The sequence below is a fragment of the Pseudomonas sp. o96-267 genome, assembly GCF_003935465.1.
Taxonomy (GTDB): domain Bacteria; phylum Pseudomonadota; class Gammaproteobacteria; order Pseudomonadales; family Pseudomonadaceae; genus Aquipseudomonas; species Aquipseudomonas sediminis.
Genome location: NZ_RHQP01000004.1, coordinates 31294 through 57723, shown reverse-complemented (window position 1 = coordinate 57723; position 26430 = coordinate 31294). Strand labels below are relative to the sequence as shown.

Genomic DNA, 26430 nt, shown 5'->3' with positions numbered 1-26430 from the left:
GGCGCGGCATCGGGTACTGCTCAGGGTGTCAGCGGCGATCAGAACGCCGGGACGACGGCGCCTTTGTACTTCTCTTCGATGAACTGCTTCACTTCGGCGCTGTGCAGGGCCTTGACCAGCTTCTGTACGGCGTCGCTGTCCTTGTTGTCAGCGCGGGTCACCAGAATGTTCACGTATGGCGAGTCGCTGCCTTCGATGGCCAGGGCGTCCTGGGTCGGGTTCAGCTTGGCTTCCAGGGCGTAGTTGGTGTTGATCAGGGCGAGGTCGACCTGGCTCAGCACGCGCGGCAGGGTGGCTGCTTCCAGTTCACGTACTTTGATCGCCTTCGGGTTCTCTACGATGTCCTTCGGCGTGGCGAGGATGCCGGCTTCCGGCTTGAGTTTGATCACACCGGCCTTCTGCAGCAGCAACAGGGCGCGGCCGCCGTTGGTGGCGTCGTTGGGGATGGCCACGGTGGCGCCTTGCGGCAGCTCGCTGAGATCCTTGATCTTGCTGGAGTAGGCGCCGAAGGGCTCGACGTGTACACCGGCAACGCTGACTAGCTCGGTCTTGCGGCTGGCGTTGAACTCGTCCAGGTACGGCTGGTGCTGGAAGAAGTTGGCGTCGAGGTTCTTCTGCTGCACTTGCAGGTTGGGCTGCACGTAATCGGTGAATACACGCACTTTCAGCTCCACGCCTTCTTTGGCCAGAGCTGGTTTGACGAACTCGAGGATCTCCGCGTGCGGCACCGGGGTGGCGGCGACGTTGAGGGTTTCGGCCTGGGCCGAGAAGGCCGCGCAGGCGGCGATGGCAGTCAGCAGCTTCTTCATTTCAAGGTTCCTTTTGGGAAGGTTGGCGCGGGTCTCGCGGTTAGCGAGTCGCCGCTTTTCATCATTTACGGGAAAAATGCACCACCAGGCGATCCCCGACCATCTGCAGCACCTGCACCAGGATCAGCAGCAGGATCACGGTCACGGCCATCACGTCCGGCTGGTAGCGCTGGTAGCCGTAGCGCACGGCCAGGTCGCCGAGGCCGCCGCCGCCGATCAGGCCGCTCATGGCGGTGTACGACACCAGGGTAATCGCGGTGACGGTGGTGGCCGCGAGCAGGCCGGGCAACGCCTCGGGCAGCAGCGCGCGGGTGATGATCTGCCAGGTAGTGGCGCCCATCGCCTGGGTCGCCTCGATGATGCCGCGTTCGACTTCACGCAGGGCGGTTTCCACCAGGCGCGCGAAGAACGGCGTAGCACCGACCACCAGTGGCGGGATGGCGCCGGCGACGCCCAGCGAGGTGCCGACCAGCAGCTCGGTGAAGGGAATCATCAGGATGAGCAGGATGACGAAAGGCACCGAGCGCAGGATGTTCACCACCAGCGACAGCGCGCCATACAGGGCCTTCTGCTCGAACAGCTGGCGCGGGCCGGTGAGGAACAGCAGCACGCCTAGCGGCAGGCCGAGCAGCACGGTGAACAGCATCGAGCCGAGCAGCATGTTCAGGGTGTCGAGGCTGGCCTGCCAGATTTCCGGCCAGAACACGTTGGGCAGCAGTTGTTCGAGCATCAGCGCAGTACCTCCAGGTGCACGTCGGCGGCGCCGAAGCGCGCCAGCGCAGCGTCGATGTCGCCACCGGTCAGGGCCAGGGTGAGTTGGCCGTAGGGCGTGTCCTTGATGCGGTCGATGCGCCCGGCGAGGATGCTGTAGTCCACTCCGGTTTCACGGGCCACGGTGCCCAGCAGCGGCGCATAGGTGGCGTCGCCCTGGAAGGTCAGGCGCAGGATGCGGCCTTCGACATGGGCGAAGTCGTCGCGCTGTTCGGCTTCGTCGACGTGCTCGGACTCCTGCACGAAACGTCGTGTGGTCGGGTGTTGCGGGTGCAGGAACACCTCGGCCACCGGGCCTTCCTCGACGATGACGCCGGCGTCCATCACCGCCACGCGGTCGCAGACGCGGCGGATCACGTCCATCTCGTGGGTGATCAGCACGATGGTCAGGCCCAGTTCGCGGTTGATCTCGGCCAGCAGGTGCAGCACGGCGGTGGTGGTCTGCGGGTCGAGGGCGCTGGTGGCCTCATCGCACAGCAGGATCTTCGGTCGCGTGCTCAGCGCACGGGCGATGCCGACACGCTGTTTCTGCCCACCGGACAGCTGCGCGGGGTATTTGTTGGCGTGATCCTGCAGGCCGACGCGCGCCAGCAACTCGGCGACGCGGGCGTCGATTTCGGCACGGCTCAGCTCGCCGGCCAGACGCAGCGGCATGGCGATGTTGTCGGCGACGGTCTTCGACGACAGCAGGTTGAAGTGTTGGAAGATCATCCCGACCTGCTGGCGGAAGCGGCGCAGGCCATTGGCATCGAGGGCGGTGACGTCGACGCCGTCGATCTCAATGCGCCCGCCGGAGGGTTCTTCCAGGCGGTTGATCAGGCGCAGCAGGGTGCTCTTGCCGGCGCCGGAATGGCCGATGATACCGAACACCTGGCCGCTGCCGACCTGCAGCGTGGTGGGCTGCAGTGCCGGAATCTCACGGCCTGCGACGCGGTAGGCCTTGTGGACGGATTGAAACTGGATCACGCGAACGACCTTTTGGGTGTGTTCAGTGGCTGGCTCCAGGGGGTTGTCGAGCCGGCCATCGGGCGCCGGGTAGGGCGCAAAAGGGCGCTAGTTTACCCGGCAGTGTTTAGGCCGAGAAAATCTTTGTAGGCCTATGTTTATTACAAAATGGAATTACCGATCAGCGGTAGTGCGAGCGCCCTTCCTCAGTTGCGTTGTGGGCTCAACAGCAGGCGCGGTACCTGTTGTGGCGCGATCTTCTGGCTCAACTGCGGACGGAAGCTCGGGTCAAGCTTCTTGATCCGCGCCGAGAGCAGCGCCGCGACCCAGGGGTAATCCTTGGCCTCGCGCACTTCGATGCGCACCGCACAGCGAAAGGTCACGACATCGGCGGCTACGCCGTCGAGCAGTCGGCGCAGGTTTTCGTTGTCCTGGCTGTCCAGCATAGGCAACGCCACGACGCTGGTGGCGGCGCTTGGGTCGATCAGGCGTGCTTTGGGTGTGCGCTCGGCCACGGGTGCCGGCTGGCTCGCCGCCACCGCAGGCGTTGCTACCTTGGTGGCAGCCTGGCGCTCACTGGCCTGGCGCTGCTGACGCAGTTGTTCCTGACGTTCAGCATCGAGCTTGGCGGCGGCATCGCGCGCCTGTTGTTCGGCGGCCGTCTGGCGTGCCGTGCGTGCGCTGTCGATGGCCTGGTTGAGGTCGTGACTCAGGGCCGGCGCCTGTGGCATCAGGCTGCGGGCCTGGCCCAAGGACTGCGCGGCGCGATCCAGATCGCCCTGCTGCAGTGCTTCGCGGCCCTGTTCCATATAGGCCTCGGCCAGCTGGCGCTGGTACTGCTCCAGGCGCGTGTCGCGGCTGGCGCGCTGCTGCAGGGTGTTGAGTTGGCGGCGCGCATCATCGAGACGCTCTTCGGCCAGGCTCAGGTCGAGCTGGCGGAAGGCGATGACCAGATCATCGACCGGCGGCACGCTGTGCTGCTGGGTGTTCTGGCAACCGGCCAGAAGTAGAACCAGAAAAAGCGGAAGACCACGAAAAGCGAACGACTTCATAACTACGCGTCTCGAATTGTGCAAAAAACGCGCAATCATACAGCTTTACGGCCTCGATTTCACGCTGTTCGGGGTCCCTTGCCCATGCATGGAAAAGGGCTGGGAGAGGTTGGAAAGATGAGCTGTAGCCCGGATTGCATCCGGGCTACGTGCGATCCACCGTCAACCGCTGCGCTTGGGCAGGGCGAAACTGGCCAGGAACAACGCAGCAGCGCTGACCACGATGGACGGTCCGGCCGGTGTGTCCTGATACCAGGACAGCGCCAGACCGCAGCACACCGCCAGCAGGCCGAGCAGGCTGGCGCCCACGGCCATCTGTTCCGGCGTGCGTGCGTGGCGCTGGGCGGCGGCGGCGGGGATGATTAGCAGGGAAGTGATCAGCAGCACGCCGACGATCTTCATCGCCACGGCGATCACCACAGCGATCAGCAGCATCAGCGCCAGGCGAATCGCTGCTACCGGCAGGCCTTCGACCCGTGCCAGTTCTTCGTGCACGGTGATCGCCAGCAGCGGTCGCCACAACCAGGCCAGTAGCGCCAGCACCAGTGCGCTGCCGCCGATGATCCAGGCCAGATCGGTGGGGCTGACGGCGAGCAGGTCGCCGAACAGGTAGCTCATCAGGTCGATGCGCACGTCATGCATGAAACTCAGCGCCACCAGGCCCAGCGACAGGGTGCTGTGGGCGAGGATACCCAGCAGGGTGTCGGAGGCCAGCGGCTGGCGTTGCTGCAGGGTCACCAGCAGCACGGCGAGCAGCACGCAGCCGACGGTCACGGTCAGGGTTGGGCTGACGTCAAGCATCAGGCCCAGCGCCACGCCGAGCAGGGCCGCATGGGACAGGGTGTCGCCGAAGTAGGCCATGCGCCGCCACACCACGAAGGAGCCGAGCGGTCCGGCCACCAGGGCCAGGGTAAGGCCGGCGAGCAGGGCGTTGAGAAGGAAATCGGGCATCAGTGTTTGCAACCAGGGCCGTGAACGTGAGCCGGGCCGTGGATGGTCAGGCCGGGCTGAACCACGCCGCCATGCAGGTCGTGAGCGTGGTCATGATGGTGGTGGTAGACGGCCAAGCTCTTGGCGTCCTGGCCGAACAGTTCGATGAAGGCTGGGTCACCGCTGACCTGCTCAGGGTGACCGGAACAGCACACATGGCGGTTGAGGCAGACCACCTGATCGGTGGCGCTCATCACCAGGTGCAGGTCGTGCGAGACCATCAGTACGCCGCAGCCATGGCGTTCGCGCAGCCGCGAGATCAGCCGATACAACTCGGCCTGGCCGGCGACGTCGACGCCTTGTACCGGCTCGTCGAGCACCAGCAGTTGCGGCTCGCGCAGCAGGGCGCGGGCCAGCAGTACGCGCTGCATCTCGCCACCGGAAATGCTCTGCAGCGGGCTGTCGATCACCTGATCGGCACCGACCTCGGCCAGTGCTGCCAGGGCGCGCTTGCGATCCACCCCAGGCACCAGGCGCAGGAAACGCAGCACCGAGAGCGGCAGGGTCGCGTCGACGTGGAGTTTTTGCGGCATGTAGCCGATGCGCAGGCGCGGCGCTCGGCGCACGTTGCCGCTGTCGGGTTGGAGCAGGCCGAGCACCACGCGTACCAGGGTGGTCTTGCCGGCGCCGTTGGGGCCGATCAGGGTGACGATCTCGCCGGGCTGTACGCTGAGCTGCACATCGTCCAGAACCGGCTGGCCGTTGAAGCTGACAGCGACGCCGTCGAGGCGGATCAGCGCATCGCTCATGCCGCGCCCTTGCAGCCTGCGCAGAGGCCGACCACTTCCACGGTCTGGCTTTCGACGACGAAGCCAACGCCGGCCGCCCCGTCGACGATGGCCTGGCTGATGGCCGGTTGCTCCAGCTCGGTAGCCGCGTGGCAGCTACGGCAGATCAGGAACTGGCCCTGATGCGCGTGCTCAGGGTGGCTGCAACCGACGAAGGCGTTAAGTGATGCGATGCGGTGCACTAGGCCGTTTTCCAACAGGAAATCCAGTGCGCGGTACACCGTGGGCGGCGCCGCGCGGCGACCGTCTTCATCGCTCAATACGCCGAGGATGTCATAGGCGCCGAGCGGCTTGTGGCTGGCCCACACCAGTTCCAGCACGCGCTTGCGCAGGGCAGTCAGGCGCAGGCCCTGGCGCGCGCAGATGGTTTCGGCCTCGGCCAGGGCATGGCTGACGCAGCGAGAATGGTCATGAGGGCGTGAAGCCAGGGGCGTATCGGTCATGGGCAAGGACGGCGCTAGTGAGAGACGTTATTATATTACCTGTTCAATTCCATTCGAGTATGCCCCGTGTTGCGCCTTTTCTGTCTCTTTACCCTGTTTTTCGTCGCCAGCGCCGAAGCCGAAGTGCGAGTGCTGACCAGTATCAAACCGCTGCAACTGATCGCCGCAGCGGTGCAGGACGGCGTTGGCGAACCCGAGGTGTTGCTGCCGCCCGGTGCTTCGCCGCACCACTATGCGTTGCGCCCGTCCGACGTACGGCGAGTGCGTGATGCTGACCTGCTGTACTGGATCGGACCGGACATGGAGGCCTTCCTGCCGCGCGTGCTGGGTAGCCGTGACAAGCCCCAGGTGGCCGTGCAGGACCTGCCCGGTATGACCCTGCGCCATTTCGGCGAGAGTCATGAGGAACACGATCACGACGATCATGATCACGAGCACGCACATGGTGGCGACGACCTGGGCCACGATCACGACCACCGCCCGGGCAGCCTGGATGCTCATTTATGGCTGGCTGCGGACAACGCCAAGGTCATCGCCGCCCGCATGGCGGCAGACCTGGCCAAGCTCGACGCGGCCAACGCAGCGCGTTACGCCGCCAACCTGAAAGCCTTCAAAGCGCGCCTGGACGCGCTCGATGGCCGTATTCGCCCGCAACTGGCCGCCTTGCAAGGCAAGCCGTATTTCGTTTTCCACGAGGCCTTCGACTATTTCGAGGCTGCCTACGGCCTCAAGCACGCCGGTGTATTCAGCGTGCTGACCGAAGTACAGCCCGGTGCGCGGCATGTCGCTGCCATGCGCAAGACGCTGCAACAGGCTGGCCCAAGCTGCGTATTCAGCGAACCGCCGCTGCGCCCGCGGCTTGCCGAAACCCTGACCGCAGGCTTGCCGGTGAAACTGGCGGAACTGGATGCTTTGGGCGGCACTTTGCCGGTCAACGCCAGCGGTTACGAGCAGTTGCTGGAGAATCTGGCTGGCGGCCTGACCGAGTGCCTGAATAGCCTGTAGGACACGCATTGGAGAGTCCAGCGGCAGGCCCTGTGTAGGAGCGAATTCATTCGCGATTGAAGCGCCCCGGATTGCATCCAGACCACGGGCCGGCCAGGCTTTTGTGGCAGGGGCTCCAGCCGCGCCCCGTCGAGCTACGAACTGTAACCACCGCCTCGTTGCCGCCCGCATGCGCAAACCACTAGGCTTGCGCTTTTGCCGCGAGCGCCCGTCATGTCGCCCACTGCACTTCGCCCGTCCAACGCCACGCTGGTGCTGCTGGCCTCGCTCTACTGTGCTCAGGGTTTGCCATCCGGGCTGATCGCCCACTCGCTACCGGTGCTGCTGCGCCAGCATGGCGTCGACCTGGCTCTGATTGGCTTGCTCAAACTATTGGCGCTGCCCTGGCTGCTAAAGGTGTTGTGGGCACCCTGGATCGACCGTCTGGCCTCGCCCCGCCTGGGCCATCACCGTGGCTGGATTCTGCCGCTGCAGAGCGGCGTCATCGTCTGTGTCGCGGCACTGGCGCTGCTGGCACCGCAGACGCTGTTCGGCTCCGGCCTGTGGTTGTTGCTTGGTTTGCTGCTGCTGATCAACTTGCTGGCCTCGACCCAGGACATCGCCACTGATGGCCTCACCGTACGCCTGCTGCCCGAACGTTGGCGCGGCCTGGGCAACAGCCTGCAAGTGGGTGGCTACAAGGTTGGCATGATCGCCAGCGGCAGCGGCCTGTTGCTGGTGATCGACCCGTTGGGCTGGAACCTGGCTGTGGGGCTGGTGGCCGGCCTGATCCTGCTGATGACTGTGCCGATCTGGCTGTTTCCCGAGCGCCGCGTGTTGCCGTTCCAGCCTGCTCTGGCTGAAAACGCCCTCGGCCCACGTCTGCTGTTCGACCACTACCGTGGCCTGCTGGCGCAACCCAGCATGCTGCTGTGGCTGGCGGTGGTACTGACCTTCAAATTGGGCGACTCGCTCGGCTCACCGATGATCAAACCGATGCTGGTGGATCAAGGCTGGAGCACTGCAGCGCTGGGCCAACTGACCCTGATCAGCAGCCTGGCCGGCATCGGCGGCGCCTTGCTCGGCGGCCTGCTCTACGCGCGCATCGGCGTGCTGCGTGCGCTGGTCCTGTTCGGCGCCCTGCAAGCCATCGGCATCGCCGCCCTGGCCTTGCTGGTGGGGCAGGGCGCCAATACCGGGTCGGTCTATGCCGTGACCCTGTTCGAACAGGTGGCCGACGGCATGTCTACCGTCGCCTTGTTCGCCGCCATGATGCGCATGTGCCGCCCCGAACACGAAGGCGCCGACTTCACCCTGCAGGCCTCGGCGCAGTTGCTGTTGTCCGGCTTCGTCGGTGCCAGCAGCGGGGTGCTGGCCAAGGCGTTGGGGTATGAGGGGTTGTTCGTTGGAGCGGGGGTGTTGGGGATGCTGGTACTGGTGGTCGTGCTCATGCATGGGCGCCGCAGGCTAGCCTGAGTAACCGGGGCGGATCACTCCGCCCAGTGCCGCCCGTGACGCTCCAGCAGGTGTTGCAGTTGCTCTGGTCCATCGCTGCCGGCCGGATAGGGGCGCGGGCTCTGGTAGTGCTGGTGCCAGCCCTGCAGGATCGGGTCGACCCATTGCCAGGCCGCCTCCACCTCGTCGCGGCGCATGAACAGCGTCGAGTCGCCTTCGATCACGTCGAGCAGTAGGCGCTCGTAAGCATCCCAACGACGTTGCTGGTTGAAGGCATTGGCCAGATTGAGGTCCAGCTCCACCGGTTTCAGGTGCATGCCCTTGCCGGGGTTCTTGGCCATCAGTTGCAGGCTGATGCGCTCTTCCGGCTGCAGACGGATCAGCAACTGGTTGGCTTCGCCATCGTTGAACAGGCGGTGCGGCACCGGCTTGAACTGAATCAGAATCTCCGAGGCCTTCTTTGCCAGGCGTTTGCCGGTGCGCAGGTAGAACGGCACGCCGGCCCAGCGCCAGTTGTCGATCTCCACCTGCACGGCGGCGAAGGTCTCGGTATCGCTGTCGTTGTCGACGTTCTTCTCGAAGTAATAGGCGGGGACGTCGTGGCCGCCGATTTTGCCGGCGGTGTACTGGCCGCGCACGGTCTTATCCTGCACGTCGAGCCCGGAGATGGGTTTCAGCGCCTCGAGGATCTTCACCTTTTCGTTGCGCACCGCGTCGGCGTCGAAGCGCACCGGCGCGTCCATGGCCACCAGGCAGAGCAGTTGCAGCAGGTGATTCTGGATCATGTCGCGCATGGCGCCGGCTTTGTCGTAGTAGCCGCCGCGGTTCTCCACACCGAGGGTTTCGCACACGCTGATCTGTACGTGATCAATGTGCCCAGCGCGCCACACCGGCTCGAACAGGGCGTTGGCGAAGCGCAGCGCCATCAGGTTCTGCACGGTTTCCTTGCCTAGGTAGTGATCGATGCGAAACACCCGCGCTTCGTCAAATACGGCGCCGATGGCGGCGTTGATCGCACGGGCTGACTCCAGCGAGTGGCCGATGGGCTTTTCCAGCACGATGCGCGCTGCGGGGCCGGCCAGACCGGCGTTGGCCAGGTGCGCGGCGATGGCTTCGAACAGGCTCGGGGCGGTAGCCAGGTAATAGACCCGTACACGCTCGTCATCACGCCCCAGGCGTTTGGCCAGGCGGCCGAAATCGGCGCTTTGCGCCGCATCCATGGCGAAGTAGTCGAGGCGCGCGGCGAAGCTGGCCCAGGTTTCGTTGGCGAAATCGGCGCGCGCCACCTGGGCGCGGCAGTGACGCTCGGCCAGAGCTTGGTAGGCCTCGCGGCTATGATTGCTGCGGGCCAGGGCGAGGATGCGCACATCGGCGTGCAGACGTCCTTCGCGGTGCAAGTGATAGAGCGCCGGCAGCAATTTGTGCAGGGCCAGGTCGCCCGTACCACCGAAGACCAGCATGTCGCAGGGGATGCTCAAGGGAAGACTCCGACTCGTTGTGGCAGGCCGTTGCACGCGGCCTGCGTTCGCATGAGAGGGGCGCGAAAACGTCCTCAGGTATGCCTGTGTTCTTCGGCATGCGGGCATGCCGGAGAGTTCGTTCAGCGAATTGGCAGTGGCTTGGCTGTGCGCGAGCGCGAGCTATGTAGTATAACTACAAGGTCACTACAACCGCCGCCAGCCGATCATAACCGAGCTATGACCCAGCGAGTGCCGCGGTAGACCCTTTTCTGCATAGAGCCTATCTCAGTGAATCTGTTGCAACACATCGCCCAGTCGCGCCACCTGCTGCGCAAGTCCGAGCTCAAGGTGGCCGATCACGTCTTGCTCGATCCTGCATCGGTGATGCACAGCTCCATGGCCGAACTGGCGCACAGCGTCGGCATCAGCGAGCCGACCATCGTGCGCTTCTGCCGCGCCATCGGTTGCAGTGGCTTCCAAGACCTCAAGCTGAAGCTGGCGCAGAGTCTGGCTGCCGGGGCCAGCTTCGGTCAGTTCGCGATTCACGAGGATGACTCGGTCGCCGACTTCAGCCTGAAGATCTTCGACACTACCCTGCATACGCTGATGGAAGTGCGCGAAAAGCTCGACCCCGAGGCACTGCAGCGCGCCATCGCCGCCTGCTCCAACGCGCAGCGCGTGGAGTTCTACGGCTTCGGTGCATCCGGCGCGGTGGCCGCCGATGCCCAGCACAAGTTCTTCCGCCTACTGCTCAATGCCGCGGCCTATTCTGACCCGCACATGCAGGCGATGAGCGCAGTGACCCTGCAGCCGGGCGACGTGGCGGTGTGCATCTCCCAGTCCGGTCGTTCCAAGGACTTGTTGATCAGTGCCAACCTAGTACGTGAATCCGGTGCCAGCCTGATCACCCTGTGCCCTAGCCAGACGCCGCTGGCGGAGCTGTCGACCGTCAACCTGGCCATCGATGTGCAGGAAGACACCGAGATCTACACCCCGTTGACCTCGCGCATCGCCCACCTGGTGGTGATCGACGTGCTGGCCATGGGCGTGGCCATGGCGCGCGGGCCGAGCCTGGTCAACCACCTCAAGAGCGTCAAGCGCAGCCTGCGCAGCTTGCGGCTGTCACCGAAGTCGCTGCGTAACAGCGAGGACTGAATAGAGCGATTAGCGAATGCTTTCAAGGATGAAAGACATGGTGAGACAAGGAGTGCTGATTGCGCTCATCGCGCTCGTTATGGGATGCAGTACCGTGGTTTCCAGGCTGGGGCCGGATAGGCCTTCTGATCTGTATCCAGCGACCAACACCGCACTAGAGCTGACAGGCGATCTGTGGTGCTGGTATTTTCTGGCTTGTCCGATTGTTCTGGTTTCTCTACCTGTGGATGTTGCACTCGATACGCTGCTGCTACCGGTCGACATGGTGCGCCTGCTCAATCGCGATGAGTCGGAGGCAAAGTCTGAAACCATTGCGATATCCGCCGTCACCGAGGCTTCATAGCGCTGCCGTCAAAGCGTCATCTCCCCAAGCGAAGCTGGGTGCTCCAGTCCTCGTTCCGGGAGAACCGAGATGCCTCGTATCTTCGATGACGCGCACCTGCACGACCAACCCGACGCCAAGACCCGGCGCAAACTGCAAGACCAGCGCCGCATGGCCTATCGCCGGGCCATCGAGCACTATGCCGAGCAGTGTCAGCTGCAACGCGAACTTGCCGACTTCCCCGAGCTGGTGTCCGCCGGCTACTCGCAGCAGGCTGAGCGCACCTCGCGCCGCGCGGCCTGATCCTCTCTCGCTGTCCTGCCTGCGAGCAGGGCAGCGAGCTTGCCCGATTCTACGAACTTATTGCCCGGTTCTGCCGATCTCTGTGGTCGGCGGCGACAGGCGCTTTTGTGCCCACTACAGTGATGGTCTGGCCCCCTGTGTGCGGGGTTGATCGTGACCACCGGCAAGCCAGCCGGAACCATCAGACACCATCAGAACAAGGTGGGCAGACCATGATTACCCTGAATCTCAATGGCCAGGACCACGAGCTGGACGTGGCCGACGATATGCCGCTGCTCTGGGCATTGCGCGACGTCGCCAATCTCACCGGCACCAAGTACGGCTGTGGCATGGCGCTGTGCGGCGCCTGCACGGTGAACGTCGAAGGTCAGCCGACCCGCTCCTGCGTTACCCCGGTATCGGCAGTGGTCGGCAAGCACATCAACACCATCGAAGCAGTCAGCGAAGATGCCGTGGGCAAGGTGGTCCAGCAGGCTTGGCGGCAACTCGACGTGGTGCAGTGCGGTTACTGCCAGTCCGGGCAGATCATGGCGGCGACGGCCTTGCTGAGTAGCAACAAGGCGCCGAGCGATGCCGATATCGATGCGGCCATGAGCGGCAATATCTGCCGCTGCGCGACCTACGTGCGGATTCGCGCCGCGATTCACGAAGCTGCCGACAAACTGGCCTGAGGAGGCGCATAGACATGGGCAAGATCGAAACTCCCGATAGCGCCACTCGCGGCATCCTCAATGTCAGCCGTCGCACCCTGCTCAAGGGTGGCGGTGGTCTGGCGCTGGGCATCTTCTTCGCGCCGCTGCTGCGCGGCATGGATGCGCTGGCCGCAGCAGGAGGCCCGCTGGAGCCGAACGCCTTCGTGCGCATCGACCTCGATGGCACGGTGACCGTCCTGGCCAAACACCTGGAAATGGGCCAGGGCAGCTACACGGGTCTGGCCACCTTATTGGCCGAAGAACTGGATGCCGACTGGGACAAGGTGCGCGTCGAAGGCGCGCCGGCCGATGTGAAGCGTTACAACAACCTCGCCTTCGGCCCGATGCAGGGCACCGGCGGCAGCACCGCCATGGCCAATTCCTGGGAGCAGATGCGCAACGCCGGTGCGACCGCCAAGGCCATGCTGGTGGCTGCGGCCGCGCAGCGTTGGAGCGTGCCGGTGAGTGAAATCAGCGTCGACAAGGGCGTGGTCAATCACGCCGGTTCAGGTCGCAGTGCCGGCTTCGGTGAGCTGGTCGAGGCGGCAGCCTCGCTACCGGTGCCGGAGCAGGTGCAGCTCAAGGACCCGAAGGACTTCAAGTTGATCGGCAAACGCGAGCTGCGCCGCAAGGACAGCCCGGGCAAGACCGATGGCAGCGCCATCTTCACTCAGGACTTTAAGCTGCCCGGCATGCTGGTGGCCATGGTCGCCTATCCGCCGCGTTTCGGCGGCGTGCCGCGCTCGGGCGACAGCAGCAAGGCCAAGGCCGTGCGTGATGTGGTCGAAGTGGTGGAGTTTCGCGATCTGCCCCATGGTCGTTCGGGCGGCGCCGTGTTGGCGAAGAACACCTGGGCGGCGCGCCAGGGGCGCGATGCGTTGGTAATCGACTGGGATGAGAGCCAGGCCTTCACTCTGGGCAGCGAGGAAATTCTCGCGCAATACCGCGACGATGCGGGCAAGCCAGGGCGGCCGGCCACGAGCAAGGGCGATACCGATGCGGCGCTGGCCCAAGCGGCGAAAACCGTCGAGGCCGACTACGAGTTTCCTTATCTGGCGCATGCGGCGATGGAACCGATGAACTGCCTGGTGAAGCTGTCCAGCGACCGCTGCGAAATCTGGAACGGCGAGCAGTTCCAGACCGTCGACCAGGCCATCATCAGTAGCTACCTGGGCCTCACGCCCGAGCAGGTTTCGCTGACCCAGCTGTATGCCGGCGGCAGTTTCGGTCGTCGCGCCGGTTCGGTGTCGGACTACCTGCTGGAGGCGGTGGCGATTACCAAGGCCGCGCGTGACAAGGGCGTGGATGCGCCGGTGAAAATGGTCTGGACGCGTGAGGACGATACCCGTGGCGGTTATTTCCGGCCGCTGTACCTGCACCGCGTGCGCATCGGCCTGGACCAGGCCGGCAAGCTGCAGGCCTGGCACAACCGTATCGTTGGGCAGTCGATCATGACCGGTACCTCGATGGAGTCCTTCATGATCAAGGAAGGCATCGACCATACCTCGGTCGAGGGCCTCTCCAATCTCTCCTACGCCGTGCCCAACCTGCAGGTGGAGCTGAGCACGCCGACCAATATCAAGGTGCCGGTGCTGTGGTGGCGCTCGGTGGGGCATACCCACACCGGTTACGTCGCCGAAACCATGATCGATGAGGCCGCTGTCGCGGCTGGGCAGGACCCTTACAGCTTCCGCCATGCGTTGCTGGACAGCCATCCGCGTCATCGCGGTGCGCTGGAGCTGGCCGCCAAGCAGGCCGGCTGGGACAAACCGCTGGCGGCGGGCGCCGAGGGCGAGAAGCGCGGGCGTGGCATTGCCGTGCATGAATCGTTCGGCTCGTTCGTGGCGCAGGTCGCCGAGGTCACGGTGAAGGCCGATGGCAGCTACCGTCTGGATCGCGTGGTGTGTGCGGTGGACTGCGGTATCGCGATCAACCCGGATGTGATCAAGGCGCAGATGGAAGGCGGCATCGGCTTCGCCCTGGCGGCTGCCCGGCACAGCGCGATCACCTTGAAGGAGGGACGGGTCGAGCAATCGAACTTCCACGACTTCCAGGTGTTGCGCATGAACGAGATGCCCAAGGTCGAGGTGCATATCGTGCCGTCCGCGGAGAACCCGACCGGTGTCGGTGAGCCCGGTGTGCCGCCGCTAGCACCGGCGCTGGCCAACGCGCTGTTCGCAGCCACTGGCGTGCGTCTGCGCAAGCTGCCATTCCCGGCGCAGATCAAGGCCTGAGTTCAGGTGCGGTAGACACGACGCCCGGGCAGTTGCCCGGGCGTTTTGGTTTGTGAAGGCGCGCTTCAGCGGCGAGCTTTGCGATGGATCGCGGCTGAAGCCGCTCCTACGGAATCGTGTCGGGTGTGCTCAGAGTGCGGTCAGGCGGAATGTCGCTTCCAGCTCGCTTGCGCCCTGCGGCGTTGGCGTATGGATCGCTGCCTGGCGATGCTTGAGCATGCCCCCTGCGCGCTGGTTAATGGCGGCTGTCATCTCGGCCAGGATCGCCGTGGCGACGCTCTCCGGCGTATCGCCGCCGATATCCAGGCCGATGGGGTAGTGCAGGCGATCCAGGGCTGGTAACTGCGCGCTGTGTTGGCGAATCTCGTCCAGCAGGCGCTCGGTGCGGTCACGTGGCCCCAGTTGGCCGATATAGGCAGGCGCGCCCTGCAGCACGCTGCCCAGCCAATGGCGATCCTGGCTGTAACTGTGGCTCATGATCGCCACCATTGCGCCGTCGGTGAGCCTGTGCAGCTCGTAAGGTGGCCGGGCATCGACCTGCAGCACGGTGTCGGCGTCGGGGAAGCGTTCGGCGCGGGCGAAATGGGCGCGGCCATCGACCACGGTGACGTGCCAGTCCAGCAGTTTGGCCATGTGCGTCAGCGGCTGCGCATCATGCCCTGCACCGAAGATCACCAAGCGTCGCTGCGGTGCCAGGTATTCGCAGAACACCTCGATCTCGCCACGCTCGTCGCGGTAGCTGCGCAGCGAGGAGCGGCCATCGGTCAGGGTTCGTTGCAGATCGGCGCGAACCTCGGCGTCGAGTGCGGGGTCGAGCAGGCGGCTGCCGTCGCCCAGTGATGGATGCAGATACAGACGCTCGCCCACACGTACACGGGCGTTGCGATAGCTGCCGATCACCGTGGCGACCGTCCCGGCCTGGCCGCTTTCGCGCACCTGGCGCAGCAACTCGAGAACCACCAGCGGCTTTTCCGCGCTGTGGCGTTCGAGCAATACGTGCACGGTGCCGTTGCAGCCGAGGCCGAAGGTCAGTGCGGCGTCCTGATCATCATCGTCGTCCTGGGTGGCCGTGCTGTAGCGGCGGATCACGGCGTCGCCACTATCGGTCAGCCACCAGGCCTTCTTCGCTACCTCGGACTCCAGGCAGCCGCCGCTGATGGTGCCCACGGTGCCGCCGTAGAGCGGGATCAGCATGCGCGCGCCGGGGCGGCGGTAGGCCGAGCCTTCGACCTTGACCACGGTGGCGAGCACGGCCTGGCCGTTATCGCGTTCGAGCGCGTGGATGGCGCCGAGCAGGGCGCTGATTCCCGACAGCATTGGTTTCTCCCAGGCAGGTTGTGGTGGAGCGATCCCAGGCTGCCAATGTCCCGTATGCCAGTTAAGAAGGGTTAGGCCGATCCTGCGAGATTCTTGCCCGATCCTGCGCTGCTGGCCTGAAAGCGTTCGGCCAGTTTGACGATGCGCGCGCGCTCGGTGCGGATGAAGTCGACGAAGGCCTGCGCCACCGGGGACAGACGGCGACCGCGGATATTCACCACGCACCAGCTGCGCTGTAAGGGCAACTCGGCCACCGGCAGCTCGCGCAGCAGGCCATGCTGCAACTCCAGGCGTACGGCATCACGCGGTAGCAGGGCGATGCCAAGGCCGGCCAGCACTGCTTCGCGCTGTGACTCCAGCGAGCCGATTTCCAGTGTAAGCGGGAAGTGCGCGCGTTTCTGGTGACAGTACTCCTCGCAGGCGCGGCGAGTGCCCGAGCCGCTTTCGCGGATCAGCAGTGGGTAGATGGTGAGGTCCTGCAACTGCAGGCTGTCCGCCTCGCACAGCGGGTGATCGGGCGGCGCCACGGCGATGATCGGGTTGTTGAGGAAGGGCATGAAGTCCAGCGCCATGTCCTGCGGCACCTGGCTCATGATCATCAGGTCGTCGCGGCTCTGGGTCAGGCGGCGCACCACCAGGGCGTGGTTGACCACTGTCAGGTTAAGAATGACATCCGGGTATTGGCGGCGAAATTCGGCGAACAGGTGGGGAATGAAGTACTTGGCGCTGGATTCGATGCACAAATTGAGCTGCCCCTGCAGTGAGCCCTGCAGGTCTGACAGCTGCATATCCAGGCTCTCCAGGCGGCCGAAGATATCGCTGCTGGCCCGTTTGAGTGCCTCGGCTGCCTCGGTCAGGTAAAGCTTCTTGCCGACATAATCGAACAAGGGCTGGCCGACCAGCTCCTCCAGTTGACGAATCTGCAGGCTCACGGCCGGTTGGGTCAGTGACATGTCCTCGGCTGCGCGGCTGTAGGAGCCGTGTTCGCACACCGCTCGGAACACCTGAAGCTGGCGCAGCGTCATGCGCAGCAGGGTTTTACGCACGTTTTCGCCCTCGTTCGATCAATTCATAAGTAATTACTTATGCACGATCAAATAATTATTCATTTTTGTTAATTCGTACAGCCGGATAGGGTTTCACCACGTTTGCAACCAACTGTTGCAGCGGCCCTTGCAGCTCTGCGCTGAGGATTGGATCGTGATAAGAAAAATACTGATCGCCAACCGTGGTGAGATTGCCGTCCGCATCGTGCGAGCTTGCGCCGAGATGGGTATCCGCTCGGTGGCGATCTACTCCGATGCGGACCGTCATGCGTTGCACGTCAAGCGTGCCGACGAAGCGCATAGCATTGGCGAAGATCCGCTGGCCGGCTATCTGAACCCGCGCAAGCTGGTCAATCTGGCCGTGGAAACCGGCTGCGATGCGCTGCACCCTGGTTACGGTTTTCTTTCTGAAAACGCCGAACTTGCAGAGATCTGTGCCGAACGTGGGATCAAATTCATAGGCCCGAGCGCGGAAGTCATTCGCCGCATGGGCGACAAGACCGAAGCCCGCCGCAGCATGATGGCCGCCGGTGTGCCCTGCACCCCCGGCACTGAAGGCAACGTCGCCGACCTGGCCGAAGCCCTGCGTGAAGCCGAGCGCATTGGCTACCCGGTGATGCTCAAGGCCACCTCTGGTGGCGGCGGCCGTGGTATCCGCCGCTGCAACAGCCGTGAGGAGCTGGAACAGGCCTACCCGCGGGTGATTTCCGAGGCGACCAAGGCCTTTGGCAGCGCCGAAGTCTTCCTGGAAAAATGCATCGTCAATCCGAAGCACATCGAGGCGCAGATCCTCGCCGACAGCTTTGGCAACACCGTGCACCTATACGAGCGCGATTGCTCGATCCAGCGCCGTAACCAGAAACTGATCGAAATCGCCCCCAGCCCGCAGCTCACTCCCGAGCAGCGCGCCTATATCGGCGACCTGGCCGTGCGCGCCGCGCAGGCCGTGGGCTACGAGAACGCCGGCACCGTGGAGTTCCTGCTCGCCGAAGGCGAGGTGTACTTCATGGAGATGAACACCCGGGTGCAGGTGGAACACACCATCACCGAGGAAATCACCGGCATCGACATCGTTCGCGAGCAGATTCGCATCGCCAGCGGCCTGCCGCTGTCGGTCAAGCAGGAAGACATCATCCACCGTGGTTATGCCCTGCAGTTCCGGATCAACGCCGAGGACCCGAAGAACAACTTCCTGCCTTCGTTCGGCAAGATCACCCGTTACTACGCGCCCGGCGGCCCCGGCGTGCGCACCGACACGGCGATCTACACCGGTTACACCATTCCGCCCTATTACGACTCGATGTGCCTGAAGCTGATCGTCTGGGCGCTGACCTGGGAAGAGGCCATGGATCGTGGCCTGCGCGCACTGGACGACATGCGCGTGCAGGGCGTGCGCACCACCGCGCCTTATTACCAGGAAATCCTGCGTAACCCGGAATTCCGTAGCGGCCAGTTCAATACCAGCTTCGTCGAAAGCCACCCGGAACTGACCCAGTACTCGATCAAGCGCAACCCGTCGCACCTGGCCATCGCCATCGCCACCGCCATCGCTGCCCACGCGGGCCTGTAGGGGACATCATGAGCAAGAAGATCACCGTTACCGATACCGTCCTGCGCGATGCCCACCAGTCGCTGCTGGCCACGCGCATGCGCACTGAAGACATGCTGCCGATCTGCGACAAGCTCGACCGCGTCGGCTACTGGTCGCTGGAAGTCTGGGGTGGCGCCACCTTCGACTCGTGCGTGCGCTTTCTCAAGGAAGACCCGTGGGAGCGCCTGCGTCAGCTCAAGGCGGCGCTGCCCAATACCCGCCTGCAGATGCTCCTGCGCGGGCAGAACCTGCTTGGCTACCGCCACTACAGCGATGACGTGGTCAAGGCGTTCGTGGCCAAGGCCGCGGTCAACGGCATCGACGTGTTCCGCATCTTCGATGCGATGAACGACGTGCGTAACCTGCGCGTGGCCATCGAGGCGGTCAAGGCTGCCGGCAAGCATGCCCAGGGCACCATCGCCTACACCACCAGCCCGGTGCACACCAACGAGGCCTTCGTCGCCCAGGCCAAGGCCATGCAGGCGATGGGCATCGACTCCATCGCCATCAAGGACATGGCCGGCCTGCTCACGCCGTATGCCACCTTCGAACTGGTCAAGGCGCTGAAGAGCGAAGTCGACCTGCCGGTGTTCATCCACAGTCACGACACCGCCGGTCTCGGTTCGATGTGCCAGCTCAAGGCCATCGAAGCCGGTGCCGACCACATCGACACCGCCATTTCCAGTCTGGCCTGGGGCACCAGCCATCCGGGCACCGAGTCGATGGTCGCCGCGCTCAAGGGCAGCGAGTTCGACACCGGCCTGGATCTGGAGCTGATCCAGGAAATCGGCATGTACTTCCATGCCGTGCGCAAGAAATACCACCAGTTCGAGAGCGAGTTCACCGGCGTGGATACCCGCGTGCAGGTCAACCAGGTGCCGGGCGGGATGATTTCCAACCTGGCCAACCAGCTCAAGGAGCAGGGTGCGCTGAACCGCATGAACGAAGTGCTGGAAGAGATTCCGCGCGTGCGCGCCGACCTCGGCTTCCCGCCGCTGGTGACGCCGACTTCGCAGATCGTCGGCACCCAGGCGTTCTTCAACGTGCTGGCCGGCGAGCGCTACAAGACCATCACCAACGAAGTGAAGCTTTACCTGCAGGGCCGCTACGGCAAGGCGCCGGGCAAGGTCGATGAGCAACTGCGCAAGCAGGCCATCGGCAGCGAAGAAGTGATCGACGTGCGCCCGGCCGACCTGCTCAAACCCGAACTGTCGCGCCTGCGTGAAGAGATCGGCAGCCTGGCCAAGTCCGAGGAAGACGTGCTGACCTTCGCCATGTTCCCCGATATCGGGCGCAAGTTCCTCGAAGAGCGTGCTGCCGGCACCCTCAAGCCGGAAGAGCTGCTGCCCATGCCGAACGGCCAGGGCAAGGCGGCGCCGGTGGGCGGTGAAGGTGTGCCGACCGAATTTGTGGTCGACGTGCACGGCGAAAGCTACCGCGTGGACATCACCGGTGTCGGCGTCAAGGGCGACGGCAAGCGCCACTTCTACCTGTCCATCGACGGCATGCCGGAAGAAGTGGTGTTCGAGGCACTTAATGAGTACGTCGCAGGCGCCGCTGGCAAGCGTAAGCAGGCCGCTGCACCGGGCGATGTCTCCACCACCATGCCAGGCAACATCGTCGATGTACTGGTCAAGGAAGGTGACACGGTCAAGGCGGGTCAGGCGGTGCTGATCACCGAAGCAATGAAGATGGAAACCGAAGTACAGGCGCCGATTGCCGGCACCGTCAAGGCCGTTCACGTGGCCAAGGGCGACCGCGTCAATCCGGGCGAAGTACTGGTGGAAATCGAAGGTTAACCTCTATGGAGCCCGGCCTGTTGGATGGGCAAGTTTGACGGGGCGTAACCCGGGCTCCTTTTTTATTCGCAGGCGCTTCGCATGAGGCGCCACAGGGTTTGAGACCCGGGAGCCGCAAGGCTCCTTTTTTTACTGCAGTTCTCTGGTCATGCCCCAGGTGCGCAAGCACAGCGCAGGCGATCAGCACCGCTTGCGCGGGGCATGGCCTTTTCCCTTCAGCCGGCCGGAGCCTTGACTCCGGCCGGTGCGTTTCAGTCCTGCGGGAAGCGCGAGCGCGGTGTGGCCATCGGGATCTTGTCGCCATCGAGCGGCAGGAAGCTACCCAGCTCGGCATCGTAGGCCTTGATCTGGCTGGTTTCGATGTCGTACACCCAGCCGTGGATGAACAGTTGGCCGCGCGCCAGCTTGGCTGCCACCGATGGGTGCGTGCACAGGTGGTTGAGCTGCGCCACCACGTTTTCCTCGGTGAGCACTGCCAGGGTTTCCTTGTCGTCGCTGCAGTTGCAGTTCTCTGCCACCACGCTGCGGGCGACCTCGGCATGGCGCAACCAGGCTTTTACCGTGGGCATGGTTTCCAGCGATGCCGGGTTGAGCACGGCCTTCATTGCGCCGCAGTCGGAGTGGCCGCAAACGACGATGTGCTGCACGCCCAGGGCCATCACCGCGTATTCGATGGCGGTGGAAACGCCGCCCATCATCTGCCCGTAGGCCGGCACCACGTTCCCGACGTTGCGGTTGACGAACAGGTCGCCGGGCGAGCTCTGCGTGATCAGTTCCGGCACCACACGCGAGTCGGCACAGGTGATGAACATGGCGCGGGGGTTCTGGGCGGTGGCGAGCTTCTTGAACAGCTCTTCCTGCTGCGGGAAGACCTCGTTGCGAAAGCGCTTGAAGCCATCAACGATGCTGTGCAGCGCCTGATCGGCGGTTTCGTTGCCCTCGTGGGTCTGAAGCGGAATCACCTGGTGTTTGTAAGGCATGCCCTGAACCTCTTTGTTATCGAAAATACGCTGCTAAAACGACAGCGGCAGCTGGGTGCGAGTCACACGCAAGTGTCGCCTTCGGCAAGCCGAGCGACAACTGGCAGATCTTTGCAATTGATGCATGGCGCCAGCGGCCGGGCCAGCCGCTGCTGTGGTCAGCCGCGATGGTGACTGCGGAAGAAGTCGATCAGACCTTGGGTGGAGGCGTCTTCGGCACCGCTCGGGTCGCTGCCGACCATGCGCGAGTAGACGCCCTTGCCCAATTCCTTGCCCAGCTCCACGCCCCACTGGTCGAAGGCGTTGATCCCCCATATCACGCTCTGCACGAAGACCTTGTGCTCGTAGAGGGCGATCAGCGCGCCCAGGCGACCGGGGCTGACCCGCTCCAGCACCAGGGTATTGCTGGGGCGGTTGCCTGGTACCACCTTGTGCGGCGCCAGGCGCTGCACCTCGTCTTCGCTCAGGCCCTGGGCGCGCAGCTCGGCTTCGGCCTCCGCGTGGCTCTTGCCGAGCATCAACGCCTGGCTTTGCGACAGGCAGTTGGCGAACAGCCACTGGTGATGGTCGGCCACCGGGTTGTAGCTGCTCACCGGAACGATGAAGTCCGCGGGGATCAGCTGCGTGCCCTGGTGCAGCAACTGGTGGTAGGCGTGTTGGCCGTTGCAGCCGACGCCGCCCCAAATCACCGGACCGCTGGCGATCTGCAGGGCGCTGCCATCCTGGCGCACGCGTTTACCGTTGGACTCCATGTCCAGCTGCTGCAGGTGCTTGGTGATGTTGCGCAGGTAATGGTCGTACGGCAGGATGGCGTGGCTCTGCGCGCCCCAGAAGTTGCCGTACCAGACGCCGAGCAGGGCCAGCAGCACCGGCATGTTGCGTTCGAACGGCGCCTGCTGGAAGTGCAGGTCCATGCGATAGGCGCCGGTGAGCAGCTCCTTGAAATTGGAGATGCCGATGGACATGGCGATCGGCAGCCCGATGGCCGACCACAGCGAGTAGCGCCCGCCGACCCAGTCCCACATCGGCAGGATGTTTTCTTCGCGAATACCGAAGGCTTTGGCAGCCTCGACGTTGCTCGACACCGCCATGAAGTGTCGATGCAGCTCCTCTTCCGAGCCACCTTGGGCCAGGTACCAGCCGCGTGCGGCCTGGGCGTTCTTCAGGGTTTCCAGGGTGCTGAAGGTTTTCGACGAGACGATGAACAGGGTGGTCTCGGCGCTCAGCTTGGCGGCCAGCTCCTGAAACGAGCTGCCGTCGATATTGGCCAGATAGTGGCAGCGTACGCCGCGCTGGGCGAAGGGCAGCAGCGCCTCGGAGACCAGTTGCGGGCCGAGAAAGGAGCCGCCGATACCGATATTGACCACATCGGTGATGGGCTTGTCGCTATAGCCGCGCCACAGGCCGTGATGCACGCGCCCGACCAGCTCGCTCATGCGTAACAGGGCGCGGTGTACCTGGGGCATCACGTCCTCGCCATCGACCAGCACGCGGTCGCCCAACGGCCGGCGCAACGCCGTATGCAAGGCCGGCCGGCGCTCCGAGGCATTGACCTGCGCGCCCTCGAACAGCGCCGCGATGGCCTGCGTCAGGCCGGCGTCCCTGGCCAGGTCGACCAGCAGGCTGCGCGTGCGCTCGTCGATCAGGTTCTTCGAGTAATCGAGGAACAGGCCGCAGTCATCCAGGGAGAAGCGCTCGAAGCGTTGTGGGTCGTCAGCGAACGCCAGGCGGAGGTTGAAGCCGTCCAGCGCCTGGCGATGTTCGTTCAGTGCCTGCCAGCTGGGCAGTCGGGTGACATCCTGGGAAGAGGGGGCGTAAGGCATTGGCAATCCTCTTCAGCGCGCTGCCAGGTGATGGCGGTCCAGCTCGTGCAGATAGGGCAGGTCAGGGCCGACTCGCGAGCAGGTCAGCGCGGCCGCCTCGATAGCCAGGCGCAGCATGTCGTTGATCTGCTCGCGGCTCAGCGTCGCCAGCGCCTCGGGAGTGTCCAGCGCGTGGCGGGCGAGGTAACTGAGCAGCGCGGCCTGGAAGGTATCGCCAGCGCCGACGGTGTCGCGGGTGTTTACCTCCACCGCCGGTGCCGACCAGTGCCCATGGCGGCTGTGGACGCTGGCACCTTTGCTGCCGTGGGTGAGAAACACCAGCTGGCAGCGTTCATTGAGCCAGCTTGCCGCGACCTGCTGCGGGTCGCGCTCGGGGTACAGCAGTTGCAGATCCTCTTCGCTGACCTTGATCAGATGCGCGTAGCGGGCGAAGGTCTCGACGCGCTCGCGCCAGTGGGCGATATCCGGCGCCGGGCCGAGACGCACGTTGGGGTCGAGGCTGATCAAGCGTTGCTGAAGTTCGCGCTGTACCAACTGCAGCAGGGTGCTGGCCACCGGCTCCACCACCAGTGAGAAAGACCCGACATGCAGGCCGCGCACTTGGGCATCCAGTGTTGGCAGGTGCTCGGTGAGCAGCAGGCGATCGGCACAGCCCTCGCCGCGGAAGGAATAGTGCGGCGAGCCGGCGGCGTCCAGGCCGACCATCGCCAGGGTGGTCGGCGCATCGCTGGCGATCAGATAGGTATCGCTCACGCCCTCGTCGCGCAGTACCTGGCGCAGACGTTGGCCGAGGCTGTCCGAGGAAATCCCGGTGAACAGCGCCGAGTCGGCGCCCATCCGGCGCAAGCCCAGCGCCACGTTGAACGGTGAGCCACCGGCGATGGCCTTGAAGGCCAGCTCATTGCCACGTGCGCCGTCACTCTGGATGAACACATCGAACAGCGCTTCGCCACAGACCAGGTACATGTGCGTCTCCGTCTAGAGTCGTGGCGCTCTCACGCCGGTTTGTTATCGGCAAGCAGGCTGACTTGCTCGCGGTAGCGTTGATAGACCATTTCGTACTGCGCCGTGCGTGCTGGGTCTGGCTGCGTCTGGGTGCTGGTATCCAGATGCACGCAACGCTCGCACAGCGCGTCCAGTTGCGCCTGACGATCCGCGCTGGGCGTCAGGCACCAGGCGGCCTGGATGGCGGCGCCCAGCGCGGCGGCTTCGGTGTGCTGCGGGCAGACCAGTGGCGTGCCCATGATGTCGGCGATCACCTGGCGCCACACCGGGCTCTTCGCCGCGCCGCCGATCAGGCGGATGGTCTGGCTCTGCAGGCCGCTGGCGCGCAGCAGGTCGAGGCCGTAGCGCAGACCGAAACTGGTGCCCTCGACCACCGCCCGGCACAGATTGGCGCGGGTCAGGTTGTCACTGTCCATACCCAGCAGGCTGGCGCGCGAGCTGGGCAATGCCGGCACTCGTTCGCCGTTGAAGAACGGCAGCATGAGCAGGCCTTCGGCGCCGATGGGCGATTGCTCGACCAGCTCGCCGAAGGCCTGGATGTCCAGCTCCAGCAGTTGCTGGATCAGCCCGGTGGCGCTGGTCAGGTTCATGGTGCAGATCAATGGTAGCCAGCCGCCGGATGACGAGCAGAAGGTCGCCACCTGTGCGTGCGGGCTGATCATCGCGTGGTCGCTGTAGGCGTAGAGGGTGCCGGAGGTGCCCAGGCTCATGGTGATTGCACCCGGGCGGATGTTGCCGGTGCCGATGGCGCCCATCATGTTGTCGCCGCCGCCGCTGGCTACCACGGCATCCGGGTTCAGGCCCAGTTGCCGGGCGATCTGCGGGAGGATCTGGCCCACTGGCTGATCCGGCTCGATCAGCTCTGGCAGCGCGTTGCAAAGGCGCCCGCTGGGGTCGATGACGTTCAGCAGCTCGCGGTCCCAACTGCGCGTGCGCACGTCGAAATAGCCCGTACCGGAGGCGTCGCCGTAGTCGCTGCAGGCCCGGCCGGTGAGCCAGTAATTGAGGTAGTCGTGCGGCAGCAGGATATGCGCGATGCGGGCGAACAGGTCAGGGTGCTGTTCTTTCGTCCAGAGCAGTTTGGACACCGTGTAACCGGGCGCGATGGCCACGCCCAGGCGTTGCAGCGAACCGTCCTCGCCACCCAGGTGATCGAGCAGGCGCTGGTTCTCCGGGGTCGATTCGGTGTCGCACCAGAGCTTGGCCGGGCGCAGCACCGCACCCTGTTCATCGAGCAGCACCAGGCCGTGCTGCTGGCCGGAAACACTGATACCGAGAATCCGTTCGCCGCTGATGCCGGCGGCCGCCAGCGTCTGTCGAGTGGCCTGCTCGAAAGCCTCCAGCCACTGCTGCGGCTGCTGCTCGCGGCGGCCATTGGCGCCGCTCTGCAGCGTATGGCTGGCGCTGCCGGCGCCGAGCACCTGACCGCTGTCGGCATCCAGCACCAGGGCCTTGGTGCCTTGAGTACCGCAGTCGATACCGAGGTACATGCTCAGAGCTCCCGCATGCGTTCGAGCAGCAGCGCTTCCAGGGCGAGCTGATCGGCATGGAACTGGCGAATACCTTCGGCGAGTTTCTCCGTGGCCATGGGGTCTTCGTTCATCTGCCAGCGAAATTGCGCTTCGTCGAGGCAGGTCGGCGCGAGTACTCGGCGGCCGTCATCTGCCAATGCCGGTTGCAGCTCGCCGCTGCCTTGCTCCAGTTCGGCGAGCAGGGCAGGGCTGATGGTCAGGCGGTCACAACCGGCCAGGGCGAGCACCTCGCCGATGTTGCGAAAGCTCGCTGCCATCACCACCGTGGCGTAGTCATGCTGCTTGAAGAAGCGATAGACCTGGCGCACCGACAGCACGCCGGGATCGTTCTCGGCATCGAAGCTGGTGCCCGGATTCTGCCGCTTGTGCCAGTCGAGAATGCGCCCGACGAAAGGCGACACCAGATAGATGCCGGCCTCGGCGCAGGCGCGTGCCTGGGCCAGGTTGAAGATCAGCGTGAGGTTGCAGTGAATACCTTCGTGCTCCAGTTGCCGCGCCGCCTGAATGCCTTCCCAGGTGGCAGCGATCTTCACCAGCACGCGCTCGCCGGGAATGCCCAACTGCAGGTAGCGCTGATGCAGCGAGCGTGCTCGCGCCAGCGTGGCAGCGGTGTCGAAGGACAGCGCCGCCGGCACTTCGGTGGAGACCTTGCCGCTGATCGCCGCGAGGATTTCCACACCCATGCTCACCACCAGCCGGTCGCAGGCATCGGCAATGATCGCCGGGACCGAGATGCCGCTGGCCATTGCCTGGCGCAGCGCGTGGTCCACTTGCTGCTGGTACTGCCCGGCTTGCAACGCCTTGAGGATGATCGATGGGTTGGTCGTGGCGTCCTCGGGCTGGAAACGATCGATGGCGGCCAGGTCGCCGGTATCGGCGACCACCACGCTGTGCTGCTTGAGTTGCGCGAGCAGGCTAGGCATATGCGTCTCCA

General features: G+C 64.5%; 24 protein-coding genes. 9 read left to right on the top strand and 15 right to left on the bottom strand.

Annotation, left to right across the window (positions count from 1 at the left end; translation table 11 throughout):
• Positions 1-38: 38 nt before the first annotated feature.
• The 7 genes from EGJ86_RS03705 to zur form a co-directional block, all read right to left on the bottom strand.
• Complete coding sequence (locus EGJ86_RS03705; RefSeq protein WP_100546623.1) at positions 39-809, bottom strand: MetQ/NlpA family ABC transporter substrate-binding protein; 771 nt, start codon at positions 807-809, stop codon at positions 39-41.
• Between the two features lie 61 nt (positions 810-870).
• On the bottom strand, positions 871-1539 hold the full coding sequence (locus EGJ86_RS03700) for a methionine ABC transporter permease (protein WP_012020239.1): 669 nt from the start codon (positions 1537-1539) through the stop codon (positions 871-873).
• Positions 1539-2546 (bottom strand): methionine ABC transporter ATP-binding protein, encoded by a 1008-nt coding sequence (locus EGJ86_RS03695; protein WP_125834101.1) that lies wholly within the window; start codon positions 2544-2546, stop codon positions 1539-1541. Before EGJ86_RS03695 ends, EGJ86_RS03700 begins: the two co-directional genes overlap by 1 nt.
• Positions 2547-2731: 185 nt before the next feature.
• Positions 2732-3577: a PA5502 family lipoprotein gene (locus EGJ86_RS03690; RefSeq protein ID WP_125834100.1), complete on the bottom strand. Its 846-nt coding sequence runs from the start codon at positions 3575-3577 to the stop codon at positions 2732-2734.
• 162 nt (positions 3578-3739) lie between these two features.
• Positions 3740-4528: a zinc ABC transporter permease subunit ZnuB gene (gene znuB, locus EGJ86_RS03685; RefSeq protein ID WP_021487357.1), complete on the bottom strand. Its 789-nt coding sequence runs from the start codon at positions 4526-4528 to the stop codon at positions 3740-3742.
• Positions 4528-5316 (bottom strand): zinc ABC transporter ATP-binding protein ZnuC, encoded by a 789-nt coding sequence (znuC, locus tag EGJ86_RS03680; RefSeq protein ID WP_125834099.1) that lies wholly within the window; start codon positions 5314-5316, stop codon positions 4528-4530. The genes znuB and znuC overlap by 1 nt, the downstream gene beginning before the upstream one ends.
• Positions 5313-5798: a zinc uptake transcriptional repressor Zur gene (zur, locus tag EGJ86_RS03675; RefSeq protein WP_099525160.1), complete on the bottom strand. Its 486-nt coding sequence runs from the start codon at positions 5796-5798 to the stop codon at positions 5313-5315. Before zur ends, znuC begins: the two co-directional genes overlap by 4 nt.
• Positions 5799-5864: 66 nt before the next feature.
• Between zur and znuA the strand changes: the two genes are divergently transcribed.
• Together znuA and EGJ86_RS03665 are read left to right on the top strand one after the other, a co-directional pair.
• Positions 5865-6803, top strand: a complete 939-nt coding sequence (gene znuA, locus EGJ86_RS03670; RefSeq protein ID WP_125834098.1) for a zinc ABC transporter substrate-binding protein ZnuA — start codon at positions 5865-5867, stop codon at positions 6801-6803.
• Positions 6804-7016: 213 nt separating this feature from the next.
• The gene (locus tag EGJ86_RS03665) at positions 7017-8258 is read left to right on the top strand and encodes an MFS transporter (protein ID WP_125834097.1); all 1242 of its coding nucleotides are present in this window, start codon (positions 7017-7019) and stop codon (positions 8256-8258) included.
• Positions 8259-8272: 14 nt separating this feature from the next.
• Here the strand turns inward: EGJ86_RS03665 and zwf are convergent, their stop codons facing one another.
• Positions 8273-9697: a glucose-6-phosphate dehydrogenase gene (gene zwf, locus EGJ86_RS03660; protein WP_218565870.1), complete on the bottom strand. Its 1425-nt coding sequence runs from the start codon at positions 9695-9697 to the stop codon at positions 8273-8275.
• Between the two features lie 288 nt (positions 9698-9985).
• Here zwf and hexR point away from each other — a divergent pair, with 288 nt between their 5' ends.
• The 5 genes from hexR to EGJ86_RS03635 all read left to right on the top strand — a co-directional run bounded on the left by hexR (position 9986) and on the right by EGJ86_RS03635 (position 14403).
• Complete coding sequence (hexR, locus tag EGJ86_RS03655) at positions 9986-10852, top strand: transcriptional regulator HexR (protein ID WP_017363449.1); 867 nt, start codon at positions 9986-9988, stop codon at positions 10850-10852.
• Positions 10853-10889: 37 nt separating this feature from the next.
• Positions 10890-11195: a YceK/YidQ family lipoprotein gene (locus tag EGJ86_RS03650; RefSeq protein ID WP_099526797.1), complete on the top strand. Its 306-nt coding sequence runs from the start codon at positions 10890-10892 to the stop codon at positions 11193-11195.
• 69 nt (positions 11196-11264) lie between these two features.
• Positions 11265-11477: a PA3496 family putative envelope integrity protein gene (locus tag EGJ86_RS03645; protein WP_106734157.1), complete on the top strand. Its 213-nt coding sequence runs from the start codon at positions 11265-11267 to the stop codon at positions 11475-11477.
• A 212-nt stretch (positions 11478-11689) separates the two neighbouring features.
• The gene (locus tag EGJ86_RS03640) at positions 11690-12148 is read left to right on the top strand and encodes a (2Fe-2S)-binding protein (protein WP_125834095.1); all 459 of its coding nucleotides are present in this window, start codon (positions 11690-11692) and stop codon (positions 12146-12148) included.
• A 14-nt stretch (positions 12149-12162) separates the two neighbouring features.
• Entirely contained in the window at positions 12163-14403 is a 2241-nt protein-coding gene (locus EGJ86_RS03635; protein ID WP_125834094.1) for a xanthine dehydrogenase family protein molybdopterin-binding subunit, read from the top strand.
• Positions 14404-14532: 129 nt separating this feature from the next.
• Here EGJ86_RS03635 and EGJ86_RS03630 read toward each other — a convergent pair whose 3' ends face one another.
• Together EGJ86_RS03630 and EGJ86_RS03625 are read right to left on the bottom strand one after the other, a co-directional pair.
• The gene (locus tag EGJ86_RS03630) at positions 14533-15720 is read right to left on the bottom strand and encodes an XdhC family protein (protein ID WP_125834093.1); all 1188 of its coding nucleotides are present in this window, start codon (positions 15718-15720) and stop codon (positions 14533-14535) included.
• 71 nt (positions 15721-15791) lie between these two features.
• Positions 15792-16766, bottom strand: a complete 975-nt coding sequence (locus EGJ86_RS03625; RefSeq protein WP_099526792.1) for a LysR family transcriptional regulator — start codon at positions 16764-16766, stop codon at positions 15792-15794.
• Positions 16767-16920: 154 nt separating this feature from the next.
• Here EGJ86_RS03625 and EGJ86_RS03620 point away from each other — a divergent pair, with 154 nt between their 5' ends.
• Together EGJ86_RS03620 and oadA are read left to right on the top strand one after the other, a co-directional pair.
• Positions 16921-18336, top strand: a complete 1416-nt coding sequence (locus tag EGJ86_RS03620; RefSeq protein ID WP_106734162.1) for an acetyl-CoA carboxylase biotin carboxylase subunit — start codon at positions 16921-16923, stop codon at positions 18334-18336.
• An 8-nt stretch (positions 18337-18344) separates the two neighbouring features.
• A complete protein-coding gene (gene oadA, locus EGJ86_RS03615) occupies positions 18345-20156 on the top strand; it encodes a sodium-extruding oxaloacetate decarboxylase subunit alpha (RefSeq protein WP_125834092.1) in 1812 nt (603 codons plus the stop codon).
• A gap of 251 nt (positions 20157-20407) precedes the next feature.
• On the opposite strand, the gene EGJ86_RS03610 is transcribed toward oadA, so the two are convergent.
• The 5 genes from EGJ86_RS03610 to tal all read right to left on the bottom strand — a co-directional run bounded on the left by EGJ86_RS03610 (position 20408) and on the right by tal (position 26419).
• Complete coding sequence (locus tag EGJ86_RS03610) at positions 20408-21136, bottom strand: carbonic anhydrase (protein WP_099526789.1); 729 nt, start codon at positions 21134-21136, stop codon at positions 20408-20410.
• A gap of 158 nt (positions 21137-21294) precedes the next feature.
• Positions 21295-22959 carry a glucose-6-phosphate isomerase gene (gene pgi, locus EGJ86_RS03605; RefSeq protein ID WP_125834091.1) on the bottom strand — a complete coding sequence of 555 codons (1665 nt, stop codon included), beginning with the start codon at positions 22957-22959 and terminating at the stop codon, positions 21295-21297.
• Positions 22960-22971: 12 nt separating this feature from the next.
• A complete protein-coding gene (locus EGJ86_RS03600) occupies positions 22972-23925 on the bottom strand; it encodes a carbohydrate kinase (RefSeq protein ID WP_125834090.1) in 954 nt (317 codons plus the stop codon).
• 29 nt (positions 23926-23954) lie between these two features.
• Positions 23955-25454, bottom strand: a complete 1500-nt coding sequence (gene xylB / locus EGJ86_RS03595; RefSeq protein WP_125834089.1) for a xylulokinase — start codon at positions 25452-25454, stop codon at positions 23955-23957.
• Between the two features lie 2 nt (positions 25455-25456).
• Complete coding sequence (gene tal, locus EGJ86_RS03590) at positions 25457-26419, bottom strand: transaldolase (RefSeq protein WP_125834088.1); 963 nt, start codon at positions 26417-26419, stop codon at positions 25457-25459.
• Positions 26420-26430: the final 11 nt, after the last annotated feature.

What these genes read in the sequence shown, in the direction of transcription:
- EGJ86_RS03645 (WP_106734157.1), top strand. Translation starts at nt 11,265, where the DNA reads ATGCCTCGTATCTTCGATGACGCGCACCTGCACGACCAACCCGACGCC.
- pgi (WP_125834091.1), bottom strand. Translation starts at nt 22,959, where the DNA reads ATGCCTTACGCCCCCTCTTCCCAGGATGTCACCCGACTGCCCAGCTGG.
- zwf (WP_218565870.1), bottom strand. Translation starts at nt 9,697, where the DNA reads ATGCTGGTCTTCGGTGGTACGGGCGACCTGGCCCTGCACAAATTGCTG.
- EGJ86_RS03665 (WP_125834097.1), top strand. Translation starts at nt 7,017, where the DNA reads ATGTCGCCCACTGCACTTCGCCCGTCCAACGCCACGCTGGTGCTGCTG.
- znuB (WP_021487357.1), bottom strand. Translation starts at nt 4,528, where the DNA reads ATGCCCGATTTCCTTCTCAACGCCCTGCTCGCCGGCCTTACCCTGGCC.
- oadA (WP_125834092.1), top strand. Translation starts at nt 18,345, where the DNA reads ATGAGCAAGAAGATCACCGTTACCGATACCGTCCTGCGCGATGCCCAC.
- EGJ86_RS03600 (WP_125834090.1), bottom strand. Translation starts at nt 23,925, where the DNA reads ATGTACCTGGTCTGTGGCGAAGCGCTGTTCGATGTGTTCATCCAGAGT.
- EGJ86_RS03700 (WP_012020239.1), bottom strand. Translation starts at nt 1,539, where the DNA reads ATGCTCGAACAACTGCTGCCCAACGTGTTCTGGCCGGAAATCTGGCAG.
- EGJ86_RS03705 (WP_100546623.1), bottom strand. Translation starts at nt 809, where the DNA reads ATGAAGAAGCTGCTGACTGCCATCGCCGCCTGCGCGGCCTTCTCGGCC.
- znuC (WP_125834099.1), bottom strand. Translation starts at nt 5,316, where the DNA reads ATGAGCGATGCGCTGATCCGCCTCGACGGCGTCGCTGTCAGCTTCAAC.
- EGJ86_RS03630 (WP_125834093.1), bottom strand. Translation starts at nt 15,720, where the DNA reads ATGCTGTCGGGAATCAGCGCCCTGCTCGGCGCCATCCACGCGCTCGAA.
- zur (WP_099525160.1), bottom strand. Translation starts at nt 5,798, where the DNA reads ATGACCGATACGCCCCTGGCTTCACGCCCTCATGACCATTCTCGCTGC.
- EGJ86_RS03690 (WP_125834100.1), bottom strand. Translation starts at nt 3,577, where the DNA reads ATGAAGTCGTTCGCTTTTCGTGGTCTTCCGCTTTTTCTGGTTCTACTT.
- xylB (WP_125834089.1), bottom strand. Translation starts at nt 25,454, where the DNA reads ATGTACCTCGGTATCGACTGCGGTACTCAAGGCACCAAGGCCCTGGTG.
- EGJ86_RS03610 (WP_099526789.1), bottom strand. Translation starts at nt 21,136, where the DNA reads ATGCCTTACAAACACCAGGTGATTCCGCTTCAGACCCACGAGGGCAAC.
- EGJ86_RS03640 (WP_125834095.1), top strand. Translation starts at nt 11,690, where the DNA reads ATGATTACCCTGAATCTCAATGGCCAGGACCACGAGCTGGACGTGGCC.
- tal (WP_125834088.1), bottom strand. Translation starts at nt 26,419, where the DNA reads ATGCCTAGCCTGCTCGCGCAACTCAAGCAGCACAGCGTGGTGGTCGCC.
- EGJ86_RS03650 (WP_099526797.1), top strand. Translation starts at nt 10,890, where the DNA reads ATGGTGAGACAAGGAGTGCTGATTGCGCTCATCGCGCTCGTTATGGGA.
- EGJ86_RS03635 (WP_125834094.1), top strand. Translation starts at nt 12,163, where the DNA reads ATGGGCAAGATCGAAACTCCCGATAGCGCCACTCGCGGCATCCTCAAT.